Genomic DNA, 20,356 nt, shown 5'->3' with positions numbered 1-20,356 from the left:
TGATGCCGGGGCGAAAGCAATTCCTGGGGATTTCAGCGTGACGGCCTCAGCGCGCGGATCGGTGATCGACATCCCCGACGAGCCGGACTGGGCGCGGATGCGCGCCGAGACCGGGGCCCGGTTGCGCGGCGCGATGGCCGACCACGGCGTCGACGCGTTGATCCTGCTGATGAACGGCTACGTGGGATATGCGACGGGAGCCAGCTGGCCGTTGCTGGATGCGGGCCTGTCCCACGTGGAGCGCCCGGTCGCCGTCGTGCTCGCCGACGACGAGCATCCGCACCTGTTCATGCCGTTCCGCAGCGGCGCATCCGCGGAATCACCGGTACCCGACGACCACCTGCACGGATCCGCCTATCTCGAATTCGACCACGGCGTCCAGGATTTCGCGCGGACGCTGGCCGATCTCGTCCCGCCACGGGGGCGCATCGCCGTCGACGAACTCACCGGGGCGATGCGCCGGGCCGCGGCCACCCTGTTTCCGTCCGGCCCGCCGACGGATGCGGCGACGGTGCTCGGCGCCGCGCAACTGGTGAAGACCCGCGACGAGCTGTCGTGTCTGCGCCGGGCCGCCCGGATCACCGAAGAGGCCATCGTCGACGTGCAGCGGGCGCTGCGGCCGGGGGTACGGCAGATCGACCTTTCGGCCACCTTCGTCCGCCGCGCATTCGAACTGGGCGCCACCACCAACATGCTGGAGGCGATCTGGCAGGTGATGCCGAGTTCGCGGGAAGCCGGGGTATGGACGACGCATGGCGACCTGGCGCTTCCGCTGCTGCCCACCGAGCGGGAACTGGCCGCCGGCGATGTGTTGTGGACCGACATCAGCATCACCTACGCCGGATACTGTTCAGACTTCGGCCGGACCTGGGTGGTCGGCCGGGAGCCCACGCCGCGGCAACAGGACCAGTTCCACCGCTGGCGCGACATCCTGGACGCCGTGCTGGCGGTGACCAAAGCCGGTGTCACGTCGGGTGATCTGGCGCGTGCGGCGATCGCCGCGAACGGCGGGCGCAAACCGTGGCTGCCGCATTTCTATCTGGGCCACGGCATCGGCACCTATCCCGCCGAAGCCCCGATGATCGGCACGGATCTCGGTGAGGAGTTCGACGACAACTTCGTCTTTCCCCCGGGCATGGTTCTGGTGCTGGAACCCGTGGTGTGGGAGGACGGGACCGGAGGCTATCGCAGTGAGGAGATCGTGGTGATCACCGAGGACGGCTACCTGCCGATCACCGACTACCCCTATGCGCCCTATGGCGACTGAGGTTCTGCCCGATGCCCCGGCGCTGCGGTTGGCACGCCGGCAACGGGCGCTGGCGGCGATGGATGAGCACGGCCTCGACATGCTGGTGTCGTGAGTTGTTAATCCGCGATCACTGGGTAGACTTGGGCTGTGCCGAGTCCGATTGCTGTGCCTGTGGTGTTGACCGATGACGAGCGTGAACAGTTGCAGGGGTGGGCGCGACGTCCGAAGAGCGCCCAGGCGTTGGCCCTGCGTTCACGCATTGTGCTTGCCTGCGAAGGGGATTCGAGTAACACCGCGATAGCACGTGATCTGGGTATCACGCGGGGGATGGTGACCAAGTGGCGTAATCGCTTTGCCGCTGACCGCATCGAGGGGCTGCTCGACCAGCCGCGCCCGGGCCGGCCCCGGGTGGTCGGTGATGAGCGGATTGAAGCGTTGATCACCGCGACGCTCGAGACCACACCGCCTGATGCCACGCACTGGTCGACGCGCTCGATGGCCGAGCATCTGGGGTTGAGCCAGTCGATGGTCTCGCGGGTGTGGCGGGCGTTCGGATTGGCTCCGCACAAACAGGATTCGTGGAAGCTGTCCAAGGATCCGCTGTTCGTCCAGAAGGTCCGTGACGTCGTCGGGTTGTATCTGAATCCGCCCGAGCGCGCGGTGGTGTTGTGCGTGGATGAGAAAACCCAGATCCAGGCGCTTAACCGCACCGCACCGGTGTTCCCGATGCTGCCCGGCACCCCGGCGCGCGCCAGCCACGACTACGTCCGCCATGGCACCTCAAGCCTGTATGCCGCCCTGGATCTGGCCACCGGCCAGGTCATCGGCGCCCTGCACTCGCGCCACCGCGCCCAAGAATTTCTGGCCTTCCTGAAAAAGATCGACGCTCATGTCCCCGCCGACCTGGATTGCCACGTCGTACTGGACAACGCCTCCACCCACAAAACACCGCAGGTCAAACGCTGGCTGACCGCGCACCCACGCTTCGTCTTGCACTTCACCCCGACCAGCTCCAGCTGGCTCAACCTCGTCGAACGCTGGTTCGCCGAACTGACCACCAAAAAACTACGCCGCGGCACCCACACCTCGGTGCGCCAACTCAACACCGACATCCGCACCTGGATCCAAACCTGGAACGACAACCCGCGCCCCTACGTCTGGACCAAGACCGCCGATCAAATCCTGGAATCCATCGCCAACTACTGCAAGCGGATTAACGACTCACAACACTAGTGCTCGGCCGGCAGGCCAACGTCCGGTACGTCACCGGCGCGCCGCAGCTCTGGATAGCCGGAACGCGACCGTTCGGCCCGATGTGCGTGCTGGTGCGCGCCACCGGGGACATCTATCTGAACAGCACCGACGACGAGGGTGTCCCGGAGGAGATCGACCACGATCACCTGTACGGCCTGGCCTGGAATCCGGTGACGCTGATCGACGTGCTCAGGAAGGTCGAGGGCGCCGAATCGGCGCGGCGGGTCGGAACCGACGCGCTCACACCGACTTTCGCCGCCTTGCTGCCCGAGGCGTTCCCCAATGCCGAACTCGTGGACGCCGAGCCGGCGATGCGTGCGGCGCTGCGCATCAAGACGCCCGACGAAATCACCGCGATGGGTGCGGCGCTGCGCGTCGCCGAGCACGGATTGGCTGCTGCGCTGGCCGAATTGGCGCCGGGCGTGGCGGAGCGGACGCTGGCCGGGGCCATGATGGGGGCGATGGCCGCGGGTGGGGTCAGCACGCCGGCCACCCAGGATGCCGCGTGGGTGACGTCGCGGGAACGGCTGTGGCGGCGGGCCTTTTCGGGCGAGGTGCGCCCGGGTGACCTGGTGGCGTTCGCCGCCGGGGCGCTGGCCGACGGTTATGTGGCCGAGGTGGGCCGCACCTGGCCGGCCGGTGATACGGTCGGCGGTCAGGTTCGCGCGCTGTTCGGCCGGTCGAATGCGTTGTACGACAGGATGCTTGCCGCCTGCCGCCCCGGTGCGTCCACCGGTGATCTGCTCGCCGCCTATCGCGCTGTCGATGAGCCGGTACCGCCGATGCCGGTGGCGCACGGGCTGGGCCTCGGTTTCGATCCGCCGGTGGTGTCCGAAACACTGGCGGCCTGAGGAGAACGGGATCGGCTGGAGGCCGGCATGGTGTTGGCGATCACCGGCTACGTGTGGCAGCGCGGGATCGGCGCGGTGTTCCGCCGCGACACCGTCCACATCACCGAGGGTGGGGTGCAGGGAAGAGATCGTCGAGGTCTTCGATGCGCTGGATGCTGCGGTCGACCGCCTGGGCGAGTTGAGTTTTGACGCGTTGACACCGCGCGAGTGTCTATCGTTGTTGCAGCGTTGCGAGACGGTGCGCCGACGCCTGCCTGTCCCCGAGCATCAGCTGATCAATCATGTTGCGCGGCAAGCCAGCCCGGCGGAGTTGGGTGGCCGGCTTTCGCATGCGATCGCCGAGGCCACCCTGATCAGCCGCGCCGAGGCCGCCCGGCGGGTACACACCGCCGCTGACCTGGGCCCCGCGTCGGGTTGACCGGCGAGCCGTTGCCTCCGCTGCTGGCGGCCACCGCGGCCGCGCAACGCGCGGGGTGGTTGGGTCTCGAGCAGGTGGCGGTGATCCGCAAGTTCTGCCACCAGTTGGTGAGGGATGACAGCAGGGGAACAGCTACGCGCCGCGCTCGCCGCCGCGCTGGCCCGCGAAAGCGTCAAGCGCGGCGAAACCATCCGGTGGGACGAACGCGAGCAACAGCACATCGACGCTGCCTGCCGAGCTGCCGACGCCGTGCAGCTGCTCGATGAGCGGATCGAGGCTGAGCGCGCCGGCGAGGGCAATGGTTCGCTGATCGTGAAATACCTGGCTGAGCGTCGGCTGCAAGACGACAAGGTTTCCGAGCACCTAAAGTGGTTGCAGCTCGAGGAGTTTGCGCCGCTGAAGTCGCCGCAGCACGTGGCGGCTGGCCAGAAGCGCTGGGAAGGCGTGTACCGCGGACGGAAGGGGACGGCCTGATGCCTGTTGTGGTGAGCGATGGAAACAACCGCCAAGGCGGCGTTTACCAGGCTGTCCGCGCGGCGGTCGGGGGGACGCCCGCCTCCACGCCGAGCGCATCGCCGGGTGGTCGGTTGACTCCGCCGACTACCCATACCCGTTGCAGCGGATCCTCGACGCGCTGCGCGCGGGCGAACCGACGGACGTGCCCGGGTGGATGCTCCCGGAGGCTGTCCGCGGCATGGTCGGGACACGCAATACCGAGAATGCGCGGAACGCCACCTGTTTCTACGTCGCGGTGCTGCGGCCCGATGACACCGTCATATTCGAGCCGGACGACGGCTCCAAAATGGTCGAATACCTTAAGGTATGACCATTCTGCGGTGGTTGTGGCGGCTGCGGTGGCGGGTCGGTGCGGCGGCCCTGGCCGCCGTCAGGCGCGGGTCACGGCGCTGGAACAGCAGCGGCCGGTGATCGTGCGCGTAGGCGGGAGCAGCGGGTTCCGCTGGAAGTGAAGTGTTTAGCGTGGGGTGCCGCTGCGGTCATCTGCGTTGCCAGCGCGACTATCCAGCGCTTTCGACGTCCACGCTATCGCCCACAATAAGACGACGTATGAGAGTGCATAGCTTGGCGCCATGGCCCACACCGACCTGCCGCCTAAAAGAAGTGATGCCATGCTACCCAGTACGTCGCCGGCGAAAAGGGACGCCATTACGCCGACGAGAAGCGCTATGTAAGCGTGCTCGCGTTTCTGTGAAATCTTGCCGCTAGCCCGTTGAGTGAAGTACCAGATCCCTACGGCAACTACGGCTATTGCAGAGGCAATAAAACCGACGACTATCCAGACTGGAACAGACTTGCTGGGGTTGAGGCGAGTTGAATGGAACACCATGTCGACGGCAGTAAGCGCGGCGACATACAGCGGCAGAATGAGCACGGCCCGTTTCATGTTAATCACTTCATCCACCCCGGTATCGGTACATCGGCGCATTCGGCTGCGCCTTCTAGGGCCGCTTTGACAGGGGCTTCCTCTACCCCCTTCGCGAACCCGCCGACAAAGCCGAGGACGGCCCCGGGCAACGCCCCTGCGCCGGCGAACTCGGGAGTGGCTATTCCGCCACCTGCCGCACCGACGATCGCACCCTTGATGCCTGTCTCGAATCCGCCTTTAACCATGTCCTTGCCGACGTTAGCTTTCACCTGACCCCCTACACACTGCCCGAAGCTCGGTTGAGGCGGCACGCTAGGCATCGGTCCTGGCGCTGGCTGAGGACCGGAGTCTGGTCGCGGACCGAATGCCGGCATAGGTGTGGCAGACGGCTGCGCTTGCTGGCCGGGTGACGTCAGAGCTTGCTTGTACTGGTCCAAGAAGCTGGGCTGCGGTCCCGCGGGTTGCGGCTGCGGCTGCGGTCCCGCGGGTTGCGGCTGCGGTCCTCCGTCTTGTTTGAAGTAATCGACTAACTTCGCGCCGTTGTTGCGGTTCGATCCCGGCGTGGTGCGGTTGTCGGCCGGTGTGGCGTGGCCGGAGCCCGGTGTCGGCGCAAAGCCGCCGCCGCTGAGACCAGCGGTAGCGGCGGTGAGTTGGCCTGAGACCTTGGTGTCCGCCGCGTCGAGTTGCTCGGCGCGCAACCGGAGGTCAGCGGCGAACGCTTCGGCCTGGGCTTGGCGTGCGGCGCGTTCTGTCGGGCTGGTGCTGCGGGTATCGGTGACCGAAAGGTCTTCTCCGACAGTGAATCCCGCGTTCTGGGCGTCTTCGACGCCGTACAGGACTCGCCGTTGGGCCGCGCTGATGTCGCTGGCGCCGTTACGGGCTATCCCAGCTGCCTGCCGTAGCAGGTCGGCTTTGCCACTGACGACAGATAGGTCGGCTCCGGTGCGTTGCCGCAGCGCGTCGCCGCCGGCGCCGTGCCAGGTGATGGATTGCGCCTGGTTACGCATGGTGAGGAAGGCGTCTTCCCAGCGATCGGCGGTTTGCGTCCAGAAGGCGGCCGCGTCGATGAGGTGCTCGGTGCTCCACGCCTGGATTTGCGACAGGGTTGCTGGCATCTACACCACCGTCACTCCGGCGATGTTGGACATGTCGGCCGCCGAGGTGGCCTCCTGCGCCGTGTATCCGTCGGCCGCGGTCGTGACCCCGCCGACCGTTTCCTGCGTCCGCGCGGTGAAGGCCGCTGCGGTGACACCGATCGCCGCGTTGACGGCGTTCACGGCCGCCGTCGTGGCCTGGAACGGTTGCCCCGGCGACGGCGGCGCCCCCACGAGCTGGGAGGTGAGCGCTTCCCACTGGCCGGCTGTAGCTACCAGCTCGGGCGGGAGAACCTGCATTGAACCTTGCCCCATAACCGCCTGAGTTTATGCGGGTCACAGGTGGATTGCTATGCACAAGGCGGCTGGCGACACGTACCCCGGGGCGGCGCCGGCGGTAGCGGGCGGGGGGCGGCGGCAGCGGCCGGCGCCACCACACAAACGGCGGCCATCGCGGCGACGCCGGCCAGCCACCAGCGGATCATCGGTTCCGCTCCCCGAGTACTGGCCCAGCAGCACAGCGCCGAACAGGACAGCGGTTATCGCGCCGGCGGCGAGACCGACCGCCGCAGCGACATAGACGGCCGCGCAGAAGGTCACTGCGGCGGTCACTGCAACCGCTGCGGCGATGCGTTCGGGCCAGCTACGGCGGCTCACAGTGCACGCCCTGCGGGGTGGCGCTGCTTGGCCGCGTCGATCGCCTGGCGGCGTTGCGCGGAGCGCAGCGCGTTGCCGGACTGCATGAGGACCGACGCCGCGTCGAACAGCCTGGCGTGGTCACCGCACGACCCGAGGTCGACACCGACGCTTGCGTACACGTCGTAGCGGGCCTCGCCGGCCGCGAAGTCGTGCCGTTGCAAGACAGCTCGCGCGAGTCCGGCCTGGGCTTGACCCCGTTTGGTGGACACAGGGTTAGGCGGCTTGTGCCGTCTGAGTGAATCTATTCTCGTAGTCGACGGGGCTGATCATACCGAGGGCCGAGTGACGGCGGCGTCGGTTGTAGACCCGTTCGATCCAGTCTCCGACGGCGATCTTGGCCGTAGCTCGACTGGGCCATAGGTGGCGGTCGTAGAACTCGACTTTTAGTGTGGCCCAAAATGATTCGGCTGCAGCATTGTCCCAACACACCCCGGTGCGCCCGACCGAGCGGGCCATATTGTGCCGGTGAGCGAACCGCGCCAGCTGTGCCGAGGTGTACTGGCAGCCACGGTCGGCATGGAAGATGACTTGCTCGGCCAGCTCGCCACGCAGCGCGACTGCCATCGACAGCGCCGACTCAACCAGGTCAGTACGCAGGTGCTCATCGATGGCCCAGCCGATCACCCGCCGGCTACAGCCGTCCCGTACCGCGCACAAGTACAGCCAGCCCTGACCGGTACGCAAGTAGGTGTAGGGGTCGGACCGGGGCGCGGTGTCGGCATTTCTACCGATCCGTTTCCCCGGCCCGCCCTCCGAACCCGCCGAGCGAATTTCTCCGCAACGGGCTCTCCACGGATTCAGGCCACTGGTGCAGTGATGTCCGTCGGCCTCGCTGTCCAAGGGGTGATGATTTTCGTGCCCCGGTAGCGGTATCGGGTGACCTCTACCTTCTGCGGCCGAAACATCGCCGTCTTGCCTTCGCGGATTTGCCAATTGGGCAGGAACCGTCGATGGAAGACGCCCCACGCCAGCCCGTGGTGCCGTTTGCGCATCCAAGTCACCACCCGCCACCATGTGAAGTGGTCGAGGTAGTCGAAGGTGCGTTTGGACACCCCGTGCTGGAAGTAATTGCACCATCCCCGCAGGACGGGGTTGAGTTGGCGCAGCAGATCAGCGAGCGTTCGATGTTTGTGTCGCCGCGTCAGATTCCTGACTTTGTCGGTGATGGACATAAGTGCCTTCTTCGACGGCCAGGTGTAGACGTAGTGCTTGGTCGTGCCCCTTTTGATCTGCCGTTGGATGCGGAAGCCGAGGAACTCGAACCCCTCGTCGACGTGGCAGATCCTGCTCTTCTCGACCGACAGGCGCAGGCCCATCGGCGCGAGCACTGCTGCGATCTCGTCCCAAAGCGCTTCGGCATCAGCGCGAGTGCCGTGGACCATGACACAGAAATCGTCTGCGTAGCGGACGATTTTCATGGTCGGAACTCCGGCGCGTCGATGCTTGGCACGTGTCCATTCCGGGCCGAGCGCCTTCCACTTCGCGGCGAAGTGCTCGTCGAGAACGGACAGGGCGACATTGCTGAGCAGTGGTGAGAGGATTCCGCCTTGCGGAGTGCCGGTGATGGTGTCCCGGTAGCCGAGATCTTTCGAGAGAATCCCGGCTTTGAGGAACGACTTCACCAGGGCCAGAACGCGTTTGTCCCCGACACGTCGCCGCACCCGGCCCATAAGGGCCGAATGCGAGATTTCATCGAAGCACGCCGTGATGTCTCCCTCGAAAACCCAGTGATAGGCCCGTGAGCCGCTGGCGAGGTGATGGATCTCAGCGATGGCGTCCTGGGCTCGCCTGCCCGGCCGGAACCCATATGCGCACGGATGAAAGTCCGCCTCGAAAATGGGCTCCAGCACCAGCTTCAGCGAAGCTTGCACGACCCGGTCGGCGACGGTCGCGATACCCAGGCGGCGGAGCTTGCCGTTCGCCTTCGGGATCATCACCTCCCGCACCGGATCCGGCCGGAATATCCGCTCCTTGAGTTCCTCGCGGAGCCGCTGAAGCAGTCCGACCGCCTCTGCCGCACCGACAGACCGCGGTGCGGTCCCATCGGCACCGGCTGAGCGCGCACCCTTGTTCGTCCGCACCCGCTCCCACGCGAGGGTGAGGAATGCGGGGTCATAAACGAGGTTGTACAAATCATCGAAACAGCGGTCGCTTTCATCAACCGCCCAATGGTGCAGTTTGCGTTGCATCCTGCGTACCCGCAGCTCGGCCGTGTCCGGGTCGGGCCACAAAGCACTCGTATTCACAAGTGACCTCCACAGTCTGCGTACTCGCCGCGAACCCGCTGGAGCCCTTTGCCATGCGACCGGCTTTCCCGGCCTCGGACTACTACGGCTCCTCCGCCCCACCACACCGGCATCAGCCGACGACTGCCTACCCCTCCAGCCCGGCTGGCTGCCGGATCTGACCGGGGACCGGCGCGGTGGTTCCCGTGTTCACTGTCAACCGTTTGACGGGTGAGGTGTCCAGCTATGCCCCTGCGACCTCGTCACGGCTACGCCGCAGTCCTTCACCGTGACCTCCCGAACCGGCGACATCAACCGGCCCACGAGTTCCCCGCCCTCAGGGCGGGTGCGCGTCGCTGCCCAGCCCGCATCCGCCAGGTTGGAGCTGGTGGTCTTCTCTTAAGAGGCGTTCAGCCGCTGGTTCCTCGCGTACACCTTCCCGTCTCGCTAGCCGGACCCGACCCGTCTGGCAGTACCAGGCCGTCCCGGCGTTGTCGGGGCTGCTTCCCACCCTCACCAAAGTCTCTTTAGATCAGGCTGCCCCCAGCTTCTACCGGGCCACTGCGATGGCTCGGCGACGGTGGTCTCTCACCTCCGTTCGGTTGAACAGCGCCTCACGGCGCTCGATGTCACTGGTCCACACCCGGTCGAGCGTGCCGGTGTCAAACCGGCGCCCCACCAGGTCCTTGGGCACAGGTGCGTCGAGATCGACGATGGTGGTGGCTGGGGCGAAGCGGCGCGGACAGATCCCGGCCAGACCCTGACGACGCAGCGAGGCCGACACCGTTTTTCGCGACACCGCCGCCCCGGCAGCACGCAGATCGGCCAAAATCCGCGGGGCGCCGTACACGCCGTCGGAGGCTTGGTGGAACCCGGCAACCGCGACGTCGAGCTCGGCACGCCGCTGCGCTGCCGACGAGGGCCCCTGCGCGGCTGCTTTGCGCCATTTGTAGAACCCCGATCGCGACACCTGCAGCAGCTCACACATCCGCTTGACCGCGTAGATGGCCTTCTCCGACTCGATCACCCGGTATGCCTCTACCGGTGTTGTTCGGAGACGAAGAAGGCCGCGGCTTTTTTCAAAAACTCACGATCCAAACGTAATTCGGCGTTCTCCCGGCGCAAACGCTCCAGTTCTGCGCGCTCATCGGTATCCAACACCGCGCCAGTATCGCCAGCTGCGGCCGTCTCCTTGGCCAGGCGCACCCAACGACCCAGCACTTGTTCACCAACACCGATTTCGGCCGCTACATGCGCCACCGGCCGACCGGTCTCAATCACCAGGCGGGCAGCCTGCTCCCGAAACTCCGGGGTGTACTTCCGACGCTTGCCCGACATACAGACAACCTTCCCGCAGGACCAGCAGTCCCACCAGTTAGGTGTCCACCATCAGGGGTCAATCCCAGTCGACGTTGGCGTTCCAATGGCACAGCGCCACGTAGTCGGCGTCGGCCGCCAGGTGGCCGGCAACCGCGCTTTCGCACTCCGCCAAGCGGGGAGCCTCGCGGGTCAGCCGCGCCAGGAACCCGGGTGAGCGGACCCCGGCGGGCACCAGCCCGGGGTGGGTCTGGATGAACTCGACCAGTTCGGCCACCCGCCGACCGAGCTGCGCGCCGGGATGCGCCGCCCGCGGCCCCACCGTCGCGGCCCGCACGTCCAGCGGAAAGTGCGCGGTCAATGCGGCCGGCAGGCCGCCGGCACGATGGGTGCCGGCGAGCCGGGCCAGCGCGACGAGCAACGCCCGATAGTGCTCCAGCGGCTCCGGCATCTCGTAGTCGAGGCACTTGTGGTACTGGCGTTCGACACCATTGGCGCCGAACATGATTCGTTCGGTGATGAGAATGCCGGTGCCGGTCCGGCGGTGGTAGTCGGCGAACTGCGGGCGAGGCACCGCGATGGGAAAGCGCGGCGCGCGTGACAACACGGCGAATCGGACCTCCGATTCCATCTGCGTCCGGCCGCGGTCGCGCACCGGGTCGTCGAAATCGCGGGAGAACTTGACGAACAACTCAGTGGGCAGCTCCGGTGCGGGCTCGTCGTAGTCGACCGACAGCATGGCCTTGCGCCCGGTGCTGCCGGCCTCGATTTCCCGGTAGTCGCCGATGCCCGTCACGCTGTTCTCCCCGAGCACGCCGGCGACACGAAATGCCTTGGTGAGAAAGGACGCTCCGTCACTGAGCAACGTCGCGGGGTCGGCCGGAAACGGCAAGCCGTACTGATCGCCGACCACCCAATGCGGAGTCACGCGACTACCAGGTCTGTTCGGCGGCGCGCACCAGCATGTGGTTGACGGCCACCCGCCGATCGCGGGTCACCATGAACAGCACCGCGTCGGCGATATCCTGCGGGCGCAGCATCACCATGCCCGCGGTCTGGCGTTCGAAAGCCTCCCGAGACGGCTCCGACAGATGGCCGAAGATCTCGGTGTCGACCGTTCCGGGCCCCACCACGCCGACCCGCACCCGCTTGCCCAGCACCTCCTGGCGAATGCCCTCGCTGAACGCGTTCACACCGAACTTGGTCAACGAGTACACGGCGGTGTTCGGCCGGGCCACCCACCCGGCGGTGGAGCTGATGGTGACCAGATCGGCGACGCCGCGCGGTGAATCGGCGGCGGCGTCGACCAGGTGCGGCAGCGCCGCGCAGGTCGCGTACAGCACGCCTTGCACGTTGACGGCCACCATCCGGTCCCAGTCCCGCAGCGACGCTTCGGTGGCGGGCCCGGACTGCATCAGGCCGGCATTGTTGACCAGGATGTCCAGCCGCCCGAATTCCGCGACGGTGCGCTGCACGGCGGCAGCCACCCGCTCGGCGTCCGTGACGTCGGCGGGCACGACAAGGGCTGTGCCACCGGAGCATTCGATCTCGGCTTGCAGCTCCGCCAGCCGGTCGGCGCGTCGCGCGAGCAGCGCCACCGCGGCGCCCTCGGCGGCCAGGGCTGTGGCCGTCGCCGCGCCGATGCCGCTGCTCGCACCGGTGACCAGGGCCGCCGTGTGGGCCAGTGTCGTCATGTTCCGCCCGTCGCCCGTGATCCGGCCGCCGGCGCCGGTGCGCCGAGGATTTCGCGCAGCACGTAATCGGTGTCCTCGCCCAGATCGGGTGCCCCGCGCGTGATCCGGGCCGGCCGGCGCGTCATCCGCCAGGACGGCCCGACGATCGGTCGCTGACCCTCGCGGTGATCGGTGACGAAGCGGTACAGCTCCCGATCCCAGAGCCGCTGGTCGCCGATCACGTCCGGCACCGTGGCGCTCTTGGCGGCGGGCACCCCCGCCGCGCGCAGCCGCGCCGCGAGCCGCTCGGCATCGTGCCCACGGGTAAGTCGACCGAGGTCGGCGTCCAGTGCGTCGGTGTGCCGGTGCCGCGCGTCCCGCGTGGCGTAGCGGCCGTCGCCGGAAAGGGCTGGGGCGTCGAGCACGTCGCACAACGCGCCCCATTCCGCGTCGGTCGCGACGGCCACGCTGATCCAGGCGCCGTCGGCGCACGGGTAGCAACCGTGCGGACACATGTCGTGATGGTAGTTGCCGTTGGGCGTCAGCGGCTTTCCGGTCACGGCGTGTTCCAGCAAGCAGTCACCGCTCAGCGCTGAGAGGGTTTCCACCGCCGAGACGTCGACGAACTGCCCGGTGCCGCCGAGTTCACGATGCAGCAGCGCCACCACAGCCGCGTACGCCGCGGCGGCCCCGACCGTCGAATCCCCGTAGCGCATGCTGGTGCCCAGCGGCGGCCCGCCGGGGTAGCCCACCAGCGAGGCCAGCCCGGCCAGCGCGGCAAAGCATGGCGCATAACCGGTTTGATGCCCCAGCGGCCCGTCATTGCCCCACATCTTGATCGACACCGAGATGATGTCGGGTTTGATCTGCGTGAGCTGGTGATAGCCCAGACCCTGGCGTTCCATCGCGCCCGGGCGCAGGTTGTTGATGACGATGTCGCTGCGGGCGATCAGGTCGCGCAGCCGGGCCATGTCTTCGGTCGATTTGATGTCGAGGTCGACGCTGAGGATCTCGGGGTTGATGCTCAAAAAGTAAGGCGCATGGTTGATGTCGGTGCCGCCGTAGGCGCGCATTTCCTCGGGGCTGTCGGCGGTTTCGATCTTGATGACTTCGGCGCCCAGCATCGCCAGCAGCTTCCCCGCGTACGGGCCGGCCCAGACCTTGGTGAGTTCGACGACGCGCACCCCTTCCAGCGGTCCGCCGCGCCGATCCCTGGGCGTTCTGAGCTGCGCCGCCTTGACCGCCGGCCGGGGCCGCCCGGTGGCGATGCCGTCGAGCACCGGTCGGGTGTGCTGTCCGAGACTGGGTGCGGCAGTGGAGATCCGGGCCGGGGACGCGCTGAACAGATACGGCACGGTGGGGTACGCCGCTTCGCCCAACACGGGATGGCGGACCCGCTGAACGAAGCCGCGGTGGCGATACTGCGGCGAGCGGTGCAGATCCGCGGCGCCGTTCACCGGCACCAGCGGCACGCCCAACCGCTGGGCCCGCTCGGAAACTTCCTCCCTGGGCAGCCCGGCCACCCAGGCGGCGAAGCCGCGCCGGAACGTGGCGACCTTGTCGGCGGTGACGGAGAACTCCAGCCAGTCGTCGTCGAATTCGTCCAGCCATTCCGGTTGGCCCATCAGGGTTTTCATCCCGTGCCAGTGCGCGCGGCTGGTCATGTACAGGTAGACGTACCCGTCCGCACACGCGAAGAACGCCGCCGGCCCGGATTGGTCGTAGTCATCGCGGGTGCCGTCGGCCGGCACCTCGCCGGTGATGAACCGGCCCAGGATGCAGTCGGCGCGCGACACCAGCACCGCATGGGCCGAGATGTCGATGCACTCTCCGGTGCCGGTGTGCAGACGGCCGAACAGCGACGACGCGACGCACAGCGCGGCCTCCAGCCCGGCCTCGTAGTCGGCCAGGAATCGGCCCGGGCCCTGCAGCGGCGGCTTGGCCGGATCGGCATGGCTGGGCGTGTGATACCCCCAGCCACTGGCATGAAACACGGTGATGCTGCGGGCATTGTCGAACTCGGGAGGTGCCCCCTGGCCGTGCGGGGTGATGGTGCAGAACACCACCGACGGGTGTCTGGCGGCCCAATCGGTGGCCGGTGGTCCGATCACCGCGTCGGCGGTCTCGATGAGCTGGTGCAGCCGCGCGGTGCCGGACGCCGAGGCGAGGTCGAGAACCACGGACTGCTTGTTGGTATTGAGGTAGGCGAACAGCACGCTGCCCTCGCATCCGCCGGCCAGCACGGGTGCCATGGCCCGGGTGGCGCTGCCGCGCTCCGGCGGCTCGACCTTGATCACCTCGGCGCCGAAGTCGGACAGCAGCTTTCCGCAGTACTCCCCCGCGACGGAATCGGCCAGCTCGATGACCCTGATCCCGGTCAGCGCCGACATGCCCGCTCTCCCAATGTGTTCAGGGCTTCGCGCGGCCGGAGCGGCTCAGCCGCCACTCCGGCGGGAAGTTCAGGTCGTTGTCCTTGACCACGTTGTTGAGGCCCTTCTCGAAGGTGCCCGCGGTCAGGTCGACCTCTGCGGCGTCGTTGGCGATCAGCGGCAGCATGCCCTCCACCAGGCCGGTCAGCAGGCTGCCGAAGTACTCGCCCTTGTGCTGCTTGTAGAGCTCCAGAAAGGTCTTCTGAACGGCGACCGTATCTGTCGGGCGCGCCTTGGAGCATGCCAGCGCGTACTTCTCGGTCTCCGCCTCCAGCTTGTCGCGCGGCACCACACTGTTGACGAACCCGCAGTCGTACATCTCCTTGGCACTGAACGGCCTTCCGGTGAAAAGCATCTCGGAGAACTTGCGCAGCCCCATGGTCTCGGCCCACCACCACAGCCGCGGCCCCCAGCCCACGTAGCGGAAGGCCGGGTGACCGAACAGGGCGTCGTCGCTGGCGATCACCAGGTCGGCGTCGCCCGCCTGGTAGAAATGCCACCCGTAGCAGTAGCCCTTGGCCTCGATGATGCTGATCTTCCGAAGCTCTTGCAGCGGACGGTTTCCGGCGCGCGCCTTGGCGTAGAAGTCGGTGACGGTGGACAGGTAGCGGTAGGAGCCGCCGGGCGGGTACTTGACATCGTCGTCGTTGATCGCGAGCTCGTGCAGCAGCGGCATGCCCGGGTTTTCCAGCATGCCGCGCTGCTCGGGCAGGTCCCCGCCGCTACCGAAGTCCTCCCCCTCGCCGCGGATCACCACCACCTTGACGTCGTCGTCCACGTTGCACTTGTGGATCAGGTCGGCGTAATTCTGCCGCATGCCCAGGGTGGCGGAGTTCTGCGCGTCGGGACGGTCGAAGGTGATGTAGGCGATCCGGTTCTTCTTGTCCTTTTCGAACTTGATGTACTGCTCAGCTTCCTTCTTCAATTCTTCGTAGTCGTATTCGGGCATGGTTCTCTTCTTTCGGTTGATGCGGAGTTTTCGCGTCTACTTGAGCAAGCTGCCCGCGTCGACGGGAAGCGAAACGCCGGTGACATAACGTGATTCGTCGGAGGCGAGGAACAAAACGGCGTTGCTGATGTCGCTGGCGTCCACCCAGGGCACCGGCAGCGTGTGCATCATCTGCGAGATGGGGGCGAAGTCGTCCGGCCCGGGATTCTCCAGGTCCGGCCGGAACAGGCGAAACGTCTGGTCGTTCATCACCATCGTGGTGCTGACCTGGGTGGGCAGCACCGCATTGACCCGGATCAGGTGCGGGCCCAGTTCGACGGCGAAGGCCCGCATCAAGCCGATGACGCCGTGTTTGGCGGCGATGTAGTGACCGGTGTTCGGGTAGGCCTTGCGGCCGCCCACCGAGCTGGTGAGCACGATTGATCCGCCGCGACCTCCGGAAAGGACATGCGGGACACCGGCTTTGACGGTGTGCCAGACACCGGTCAGGTTGATGTCGATCATGTCCTGCCACACGTTGTCGCGGATCTTGTGCAGCTTCCTGCCGTCGGTGCCGACGCCGGCGTTGGCGACGATGATGTCGAGGCGGCCGAGTTGTTCCACCCCGCTGTCCACCGCGGACTTCAGCGCCTCGAAATCGCGCACGTCGACCTGCGCGGTGACGATGCGACGATCGAGATCCTTGACCAGGTCCGCGGTTTCGGCGAGGTCTTCGGGTGTTGAGTGCGGATACGCCAGGTTCTCGATCGGCCCGCAGATGTCGATGGCGATGATGTCGGCGCCCTCTTGCGCCAACCGCACGGCGTGGCTGCGGCCCTGACCACGGGCGGCGCCGCTGATGAAGGCCACCTTGCCCGCTACCCGGCCGGTCATCACGGCACCAGCGCCGGCATACACTCCCAGCCCCGCACCGTGGAGGTCGGGCTGAGGGTGGCCCTGCTCAGGTCGACCTCCCATTCGGGGAATCGCTTCAGGATCTCTTCCAGTGCGACGCGGCCTTCCAGCCGGGCCAGCGCCGATCCAAGGCAGAAATGCGTGCCCATGCTGAACGTGAGGTGCGGACGGACCGCCCGGTGTATATTGAATTCGCCTGCATCCGGGCCGAATTGGGCTTCGTCGCGGCACGCCGACCCGATGAGCATCATCATCACGCTGCCTTCGGGCACGGCCTGGTCGTGCACCACCACGTCGCGGGTGACATACCGGGACACGTGCGGCGCCGGCGGCTCGTAGCGCAGCAGCTCCTCGATGGCCTGCGGGATGAGCGCGGGGTTCTCGACGAGGTCGCGACGCTGATCGGGGTGCTCGGCGAGAACCTTTCCGGTCCAACCGATCAGGCGTGTCGTCGTTTCGTTGCCCGCCCCGGCGACGACGTTCAGGTACACCAGGATTTCTTCCCGGGTCAACCGGCGGGTGGTGCCGGTTTCGTCGACGAATTCGACGTTGAGTAATTCGGTCATGATGTCGTCGGACGGATGCTCGGCGCGCCAGTCGATGTAGACCTCGAACTGCTCGCCCACCGACAGCCCCTGCTCGGCGGCCTTCATTGGTTTGCCGGCCTCCGTGCGCAGTTGCGCGTTGCCGCGGTCGCGGATGTATTCCTGGTCGTCCTCGGGAATGCCGAGCAGCATGCTGATCACCTTCATCGGCATCTGCGCGCCCAGATCGGTGACGAAGTCGAAGTGGCCGGTGCCCACCAGCGGGTCCAGGCATTGGGCGCAGAAGTCGCGGATCATCGGTTCCAGCGCGGCGATCCTGCGCGGGGTGAACATCCGGGACAGCAGCTTGCGGTGCACGTCGTGAATGGGCGGGTCTTCGAAGATCAGCATGCCCGACGGGATGTCCAGGTTGGCCTTGATCAGCTCCAGGATCGCGCCGCGCGCCGAGCTGTAGGTCTCGTGGTCCACCAGTGCCTTGCTGACGTCGGCGTACCGGCTCACCGCGTAGAAGTCGTATTCGGCGTTGTAGTAGAGCGGCGCCTCCTCGCGCAACCGCGCGAACATGGGATAAGGGTCGGCGATCAGCCCGACGTCGTACGGATCGAATCGGACATCACTGTCGGTGCTAGCTGTCACGAAATCCCTCCTGCCGCTGCAGTTCTCGCTGCCCTGCCCGCACCGGCGCGCCGGATTCGGTTGAAGGCAATTTCTACACTCCGCTTAATTGCGTCGCTAACACGTGCGCGCCGGTTCCGTTGAAAGCGGTGCATGAACATGGGCTCACTCTATTCTCGTAGAGAACGATACAGCGGATGAACTGGCAAGAGCCAGCGCATCCGAACACCGTGTCCGCCGGGTTTCATTCCGAGTCGGCCGCCCGGCGGCGCGCCGCCGCTTGACCACCGGTTCGCGTCAGCCGCCCCTTGTCCGGGCTCTTCAAAATCCCCGTAGCGATCGCCGACAGGATCCCGTCCAGCTGTTCGGGACTGTCGACGATCCGGTCGCCGTGGACGAGTCGCTGCAGCAGGCCGTTGATGAACGTCAGCGTGACGTTGCTCAGGTCCTCGACGACGGCCGGATCGAGCTGGGCGCCGTGCGGCATCAGTTGCACCAAAATCTCCCGGTGCAGCTTGGTGAACGCGTCGGTGGCCTGCTGCAGGATCGCGGCCAGCGCGGGGTCGCGGGTGGCCTGCAGGGTCAGTTCGTATCGGGCCCGGGTCCGGTACAGCTGCGGGTCGGCGCCGGCCTGGGTGACGACTTGCGACAACCGCGACGGCGAGGGTCCGGGGCCGGAGCTGTCCGCAATCTCCTGCAGCTCGGCCAGGTCCAGCTCGGCCAGCCGCTCGGCCGCCGCGCGCAGCAGTGCCGACCGGGTGCGGAAATAGAACGAGGTGGTCCCGTCCGGCACCCCGGCCTTGCGGTCGACCTTGAGGTGGCTCAGCCCTTTCGCGCCTTCGTCGGCCAATAACCGAATCGCCGCATCGCACAGATCGCGGCGGCGTTCGGCGGGATTGGGCTTGCGTCGTTTATCCATATTTCTTGAGAATGCATTTCCCGAGAAACCGACCCTACTCTATATTCGTAGTGCCGGTAAAGCGTGCCGTACCTGGTGTGCGCTGCTTCCCGGCGGGCGGAAAGCAGCGCTGTCGTGGGTACAGTGTGTCCGGATGAATGACCGCCGAAGCTTCGCGAGCACTCCCGTCGCCCGCCTGGCGTGCGTCGCGCTGTGCGCGGCGGCGCTGGCGGGTTGCCAGCAACCGCACAAGCCGGCGCCGACGAGCTCGTCGACCACCCCCACCACCACGGCGAGTCCCGCCGCGCCGGCCGCACCGCCGCCGACCGTGCGGATCGCGCCGTTGCCGGTCCGGCCGGTGACCAAGTCGCAGCCGACTACCCCCGCCGTCAAGTGCCCGGCCATCGACCCGACCGTCCCGGTGCCGCCGACCGACGGCCTCACCACCTGCGACATCGCCAGGGCCACGGTGTACACACTGGGCCCGGAGGCCATGCAGCTCGGGCTAATTAACGTCGACCCGCCGAAGTCGCTGACCGCCGACTACTACGAAGTGACGTTGGTACTCGATCCTGCGTCGGCGTCGGCATGGGCGGCATTCACCGGCGAGCATCCCAAGGACCACATCGCCTTCATCCGGGACAACCTGGTGGTGGAAGCGCCGATCATCGAAGAGCAGGTGACCTCCGGGCGGATCGCGCTGACCACCCAAACCGCCCAGGGCGCCGCGCAGTTGGCTCAACTGGTCGGGCGCCCCGGCTGATCTCGGCGCGTATCCGTTTCGCGGCCAAGCGATTTCAGGTCGGGTAGCGCAGCGGCAGGCCCGCGGCGCGGTAAATCGCATCGATGACGGTCATGTTGTCGACCGCGTCGCGCGCGCTGGTCTTGACCGGCTCGCCGCGCAGCACCGCCGCGGCGAAGGCATCCAACTGGTAGGCGTAGGAGGCCCGGCGCTCGAACCGTTCCGTCCGCCTGCCGTCGCGTGAGCGGACCGTCAGCCGGTGGAAGGCCTGCGGCAGCACCGGATTCACGATGCGCAGCTCCCCGTGCTCGCCGACCACCCGGGCGCTGATCTGCAGCAGCCGGGTCGACCACATCGAGCAACGCACCCGGCCCGTGTGGCCGGCCGGGAACCGCAGCTCGGCCGTCATGGCTCGGTCGACTTTCGGGCCACGCAATTTCGCTTGTGCGGAAACAACTTCCGGGGAACGACCGCCGAAGGTGCGGGCCATGTGCACGGCGTAGCAGCCGGCGTCCATGGTGGCCCCGCCGGCAAGGGCGTAGTCGTAGCGGATGTCGGAGAACTTCGGCAGCGGGAAGCACAGCGCGGCCTCCACGTGCTGCAGCCTGCCCAGCTCGCCGGAGGCGATGATCTCCTCGGCGCGCAGTGTCAGCGGGTGGTAGCGATAGTGGAAGGCCTCCATCACGACGCGGTCCGAATGCTCCGCCAGGTCCGCGATCTCGCGCGCCTCGGCCGCATTGGCGGTGAACGGCTTCTCGCACAGCACGTGTTTGCCGGCGGCCAGCGCCGCCCTGGTCCAGCGGCCGTGCAAGCCGTTCGGCAGCGGGTTGTAGATCGCGTCGATGTCGGGGTCGGCGATCAGCGCCTCGTAATGGTCGTGCACGGTGGCGATGCCGTGGCGGGTCGCGAAGGCGCGGGCGCGGGATGCGTCCCGGGCCGCGACGGCGGCCACGACGGCATCGGGATTCTCGGCGGCCGGTTTGATCAGCGCCAGCGGCGCGATGCGGGCAGCACCCAATATGCCTATCCGCAGCTTGGGCGCATGCACTTCAGCCATTGCGCTCACCCGGCCCTCGGTGGGCGAACGCCGGCGCCGCCACGGTATCGGTCTTACCCAAGT

19 protein-coding genes and 4 pseudogenes are annotated in these 20,356 nt (G+C 67.0%); 7 read left to right on the top strand and 16 right to left on the bottom strand.

Annotated elements, in window-relative coordinates:
• The first annotated feature begins 37 nt into the window (after positions 1-37).
• From NF20_RS03340 to NF20_RS03315, 6 genes and pseudogenes are all read left to right on the top strand, one after another.
• Positions 38-1,267 carry a M24 family metallopeptidase gene (locus tag NF20_RS03340; protein ID WP_023861711.1) on the top strand — a complete coding sequence of 410 codons (1,230 nt, stop codon included), beginning with the start codon at positions 38-40 and terminating at the stop codon, positions 1,265-1,267.
• 129 nt (positions 1,268-1,396) lie between these two features.
• Positions 1,397-2,482: an IS630 family transposase gene (locus NF20_RS03335; RefSeq protein WP_033711221.1), complete on the top strand. Its 1,086-nt coding sequence runs from the start codon at positions 1,397-1,399 to the stop codon at positions 2,480-2,482.
• Positions 2,482-3,543, top strand: a pseudogene (locus NF20_RS03330) (M24 family metallopeptidase). Before NF20_RS03335 ends, NF20_RS03330 begins: the two are co-directional and overlap by 1 nt.
• Positions 3,464-4,038, top strand: a pseudogene (locus NF20_RS03325) (DUF222 domain-containing protein). The pseudogenes NF20_RS03330 and NF20_RS03325 overlap by 80 nt, the downstream one beginning before the upstream one ends.
• Positions 4,022-4,246 carry a hypothetical protein gene (locus NF20_RS27960; protein WP_033711218.1) on the top strand — a complete coding sequence of 75 codons (225 nt, stop codon included), beginning with the start codon at positions 4,022-4,024 and terminating at the stop codon, positions 4,244-4,246. The pseudogene NF20_RS03325 and the gene NF20_RS27960 overlap by 17 nt, the downstream one beginning before the upstream one ends.
• Positions 4,247-4,385: 139 nt before the next feature.
• On the top strand, positions 4,386-4,598 hold the full coding sequence (locus NF20_RS03315; RefSeq protein ID WP_033711216.1) for a hypothetical protein: 213 nt from the start codon (positions 4,386-4,388) through the stop codon (positions 4,596-4,598).
• A gap of 147 nt (positions 4,599-4,745) precedes the next feature.
• Here NF20_RS03315 and NF20_RS25930 read toward each other — a convergent pair whose 3' ends face one another.
• The 15 genes and pseudogenes from NF20_RS25930 to NF20_RS03255 form a co-directional block, all read right to left on the bottom strand.
• The gene (locus tag NF20_RS25930) at positions 4,746-5,216 is read right to left on the bottom strand and encodes a hypothetical protein (RefSeq protein WP_076221082.1); all 471 of its coding nucleotides are present in this window, start codon (positions 5,214-5,216) and stop codon (positions 4,746-4,748) included.
• Complete coding sequence (locus NF20_RS25925) at positions 5,180-6,271, bottom strand: hypothetical protein (RefSeq protein WP_076221080.1); 1,092 nt, start codon at positions 6,269-6,271, stop codon at positions 5,180-5,182. The genes NF20_RS25930 and NF20_RS25925 overlap by 37 nt, the downstream gene beginning before the upstream one ends.
• Positions 6,272-6,565, bottom strand: a complete 294-nt coding sequence (locus tag NF20_RS03310) for a hypothetical protein (protein ID WP_033711214.1) — start codon at positions 6,563-6,565, stop codon at positions 6,272-6,274.
• Between the two features lie 338 nt (positions 6,566-6,903).
• Positions 6,904-7,158: a hypothetical protein gene (locus tag NF20_RS03305; protein ID WP_076221078.1), complete on the bottom strand. Its 255-nt coding sequence runs from the start codon at positions 7,156-7,158 to the stop codon at positions 6,904-6,906.
• A gap of 4 nt (positions 7,159-7,162) precedes the next feature.
• Positions 7,163-7,639 (bottom strand): annotated as a pseudogene (locus NF20_RS25920) (IS3 family transposase); the annotation flags it as partial.
• Positions 7,640-7,746: 107 nt separating this feature from the next.
• Entirely contained in the window at positions 7,747-9,195 is a 1,449-nt protein-coding gene (ltrA, locus tag NF20_RS03295) for a group II intron reverse transcriptase/maturase (protein WP_007168383.1), read from the bottom strand.
• Between the two features lie 529 nt (positions 9,196-9,724).
• Complete coding sequence (locus NF20_RS03290) at positions 9,725-10,201, bottom strand: IS3 family transposase (RefSeq protein WP_050593738.1); 477 nt, start codon at positions 10,199-10,201, stop codon at positions 9,725-9,727.
• An 11-nt stretch (positions 10,202-10,212) separates the two neighbouring features.
• Positions 10,213-10,512, bottom strand: a complete 300-nt coding sequence (locus NF20_RS25915) for a transposase (RefSeq protein WP_033719977.1) — start codon at positions 10,510-10,512, stop codon at positions 10,213-10,215.
• A 67-nt stretch (positions 10,513-10,579) separates the two neighbouring features.
• Positions 10,580-11,404 (bottom strand): annotated as a pseudogene (locus NF20_RS03285) (hypothetical protein); the annotation flags it as partial.
• 19 nt (positions 11,405-11,423) lie between these two features.
• Positions 11,424-12,185, bottom strand: a complete 762-nt coding sequence (locus NF20_RS03280) for an SDR family NAD(P)-dependent oxidoreductase (protein WP_033712885.1) — start codon at positions 12,183-12,185, stop codon at positions 11,424-11,426.
• On the bottom strand, positions 12,182-14,554 hold the full coding sequence (locus NF20_RS03275) for a CaiB/BaiF CoA transferase family protein (RefSeq protein ID WP_033712884.1): 2,373 nt from the start codon (positions 14,552-14,554) through the stop codon (positions 12,182-12,184). Before NF20_RS03275 ends, NF20_RS03280 begins: the two co-directional genes overlap by 4 nt.
• 19 nt (positions 14,555-14,573) lie before the next feature.
• On the bottom strand, positions 14,574-15,542 hold the full coding sequence (locus NF20_RS03270; protein WP_033712883.1) for an enoyl-CoA hydratase/isomerase family protein: 969 nt from the start codon (positions 15,540-15,542) through the stop codon (positions 14,574-14,576).
• Between the two features lie 36 nt (positions 15,543-15,578).
• Complete coding sequence (locus tag NF20_RS03265) at positions 15,579-16,415, bottom strand: mycofactocin-coupled SDR family oxidoreductase (protein WP_033712882.1); 837 nt, start codon at positions 16,413-16,415, stop codon at positions 15,579-15,581.
• A complete protein-coding gene (locus NF20_RS03260; RefSeq protein WP_033712881.1) occupies positions 16,415-17,617 on the bottom strand; it encodes a cytochrome P450 in 1,203 nt (400 codons plus the stop codon). The genes NF20_RS03265 and NF20_RS03260 overlap by 1 nt, the downstream gene beginning before the upstream one ends.
• Before the next feature lie 223 nt (positions 17,618-17,840).
• Complete coding sequence (locus NF20_RS03255) at positions 17,841-18,515, bottom strand: TetR/AcrR family transcriptional regulator (protein ID WP_033712879.1); 675 nt, start codon at positions 18,513-18,515, stop codon at positions 17,841-17,843.
• A 133-nt stretch (positions 18,516-18,648) separates the two neighbouring features.
• Between NF20_RS03255 and NF20_RS03250 the strand changes: the two genes are divergently transcribed.
• Positions 18,649-19,257, top strand: coding sequence for a SecDF P1 head subdomain-containing protein (locus NF20_RS03250; RefSeq protein WP_003876429.1), 609 nt, complete (start codon positions 18,649-18,651; stop codon positions 19,255-19,257).
• 34 nt (positions 19,258-19,291) lie between these two features.
• On the opposite strand, the gene NF20_RS03245 is transcribed toward NF20_RS03250, so the two are convergent.
• A complete protein-coding gene (locus tag NF20_RS03245) occupies positions 19,292-20,293 on the bottom strand; it encodes a Gfo/Idh/MocA family protein (protein ID WP_033712878.1) in 1,002 nt (333 codons plus the stop codon).
• Positions 20,294-20,356 lie beyond the last annotated feature (63 nt).

The sequence above is a fragment of the Mycobacterium sp. MAC_080597_8934 genome (assembly GCF_000523975.1).
Taxonomy (GTDB): domain Bacteria; phylum Actinomycetota; class Actinomycetes; order Mycobacteriales; family Mycobacteriaceae; genus Mycobacterium; species Mycobacterium avium.
The sequence above is the reverse complement of the archived record's forward strand: the minus strand, read 5'-3'. Positions and strand labels throughout refer to the sequence as shown.

Excerpts from the sequence above, each read along its gene's own strand:
- NF20_RS25930 (WP_076221082.1), bottom strand. The coding sequence starts at position 5,216 with ATGCGCCGATGTACCGATACCGGGGTGGATGAAGTGATTAACATGAAA.
- NF20_RS25925 (WP_076221080.1), bottom strand. The coding sequence starts at position 6,271 with ATGCCAGCAACCCTGTCGCAAATCCAGGCGTGGAGCACCGAGCACCTC.
- NF20_RS03310 (WP_033711214.1), bottom strand. The coding sequence starts at position 6,565 with ATGGGGCAAGGTTCAATGCAGGTTCTCCCGCCCGAGCTGGTAGCTACA.
- NF20_RS25915 (WP_033719977.1), bottom strand. The coding sequence starts at position 10,512 with ATGTCGGGCAAGCGTCGGAAGTACACCCCGGAGTTTCGGGAGCAGGCT.
- NF20_RS03280 (WP_033712885.1), bottom strand. The coding sequence starts at position 12,185 with ATGACGACACTGGCCCACACGGCGGCCCTGGTCACCGGTGCGAGCAGC.
- NF20_RS03275 (WP_033712884.1), bottom strand. The coding sequence starts at position 14,554 with ATGTCGGCGCTGACCGGGATCAGGGTCATCGAGCTGGCCGATTCCGTC.
- NF20_RS03270 (WP_033712883.1), bottom strand. The coding sequence starts at position 15,542 with ATGCCCGAATACGACTACGAAGAATTGAAGAAGGAAGCTGAGCAGTAC.
- NF20_RS03265 (WP_033712882.1), bottom strand. The coding sequence starts at position 16,415 with ATGACCGGCCGGGTAGCGGGCAAGGTGGCCTTCATCAGCGGCGCCGCC.
- NF20_RS03255 (WP_033712879.1), bottom strand. The coding sequence starts at position 18,515 with ATGGATAAACGACGCAAGCCCAATCCCGCCGAACGCCGCCGCGATCTG.
- NF20_RS03250 (WP_003876429.1), top strand. The coding sequence starts at position 18,649 with ATGAATGACCGCCGAAGCTTCGCGAGCACTCCCGTCGCCCGCCTGGCG.
- NF20_RS03245 (WP_033712878.1), bottom strand. The coding sequence starts at position 20,293 with ATGGCTGAAGTGCATGCGCCCAAGCTGCGGATAGGCATATTGGGTGCT.